The organism is Ralstonia sp. RL, assembly GCF_001683835.1.
Lineage (GTDB): Bacteria > Pseudomonadota > Gammaproteobacteria > Burkholderiales > Burkholderiaceae > Ralstonia > Ralstonia mannitolilytica.
Window position 1 is genome coordinate 1 of record NZ_LWRX01000211.1, and the last position, 1,075, is coordinate 1,075.

At 61.5% G+C, this 1,075-nt stretch carries 1 protein-coding gene; it reads left to right on the forward strand.

Going from position 1 to position 1,075, the window contains the following annotated elements; translation table 11 throughout:
- Nucleotides 1-30 precede the first annotated feature (30 nt).
- The gene (gene cas7c / locus A6M56_RS19835) at nt 31-912 is read left to right on the forward strand and encodes a type I-C CRISPR-associated protein Cas7/Csd2 (RefSeq protein WP_286758356.1); all 882 of its coding nucleotides are present in this window, start codon (nt 31-33) and stop codon (nt 910-912) included.
- Nucleotides 913-1,075: the final 163 nt, after the last annotated feature.

Sequence of the window (1,075 nt, forward strand, 5' to 3'; positions counted from 1 at the left end):
ATCCGACGAATCCACCCAGGGAGAATCCAAATGAGCCTGAATAACCGCTATGACTTCGTTCTCGTTTTCGATGTGCGCGACGGCAACCCCAACGGCGACCCCGATGCCGGCAACCTGCCGCGTCTGGACGCTGAATCCGGCCATGGGCTGGTGACCGATGTTTCGTTGAAGCGCAAGGTGCGTAACTTCGTCGGCCTGGTGAAGGGCGAAACGCCACCCTTCGACATCTACGTGAAGGAAAAGGCGGTTCTCAATCAGACACACGAGAAGGCCTATGTTGCCGTTGGTGCCGAGGAAGAACTGAAGGGCGACAAGAAGCGCAAGGGCAGTGGCGACGCGGTCGACAAGGCGCGGCAGTGGATGTGCGCCAACTTCTTCGATGTGCGCACCTTTGGCGCGGTGATGTCGACCGGCGTCAATTGCGGCCAAGTGCGCGGCCCGGTGCAACTGACCTTCGCCCGCTCCGTCGATCCGATCATCGCCCAGGAACATTCGATTACCCGCATGGCGGTGGCGACCGAAGCCGAAGCCGAGAAGCAGCAGGGTGACAACCGCACCATGGGCCGCAAGCACACCGTGCCTTACGGCGTCTATGTGGCGCACGGCTTCGTGTCGTCCTTCCTCGCCAAGCAGACCGGCTTTGGCGAGGAAGACCTGGAACTGCTTTGGCAGGCGCTGGAACAGATGTTCGAGCACGACCGCTCCGCTGCCCGCGGCGAAATGTCGACGCGCGGGCTGTACATCTTCAAGCACGATTCGGAACTGGGCAACGCCCATGCGCATGCGCTGTTCGACCGTATCAAGGTGACGCGCAAGGCAGATGTGGATGTGGCGCGCAGCTTTGCCGACTACGAGGTGTGCATCGACGAAGCGAACTTGCCAAGCGGCGTGACGCTGATCAAGCGGGTGTAAATGGCCTCAGCGCCGCCCGCCCCAATACCCGGGGTGGCGGCGCTGGTGGGCGACGGCACGGATGGAGATGAGTTCGGTACCAACCTGATAAATGATCGAGTAGGGGAAATGGCGCAACGGCAGAATCCGCAAGCGCTTGGAAACAGGGGTGCCGGTCAGGGGA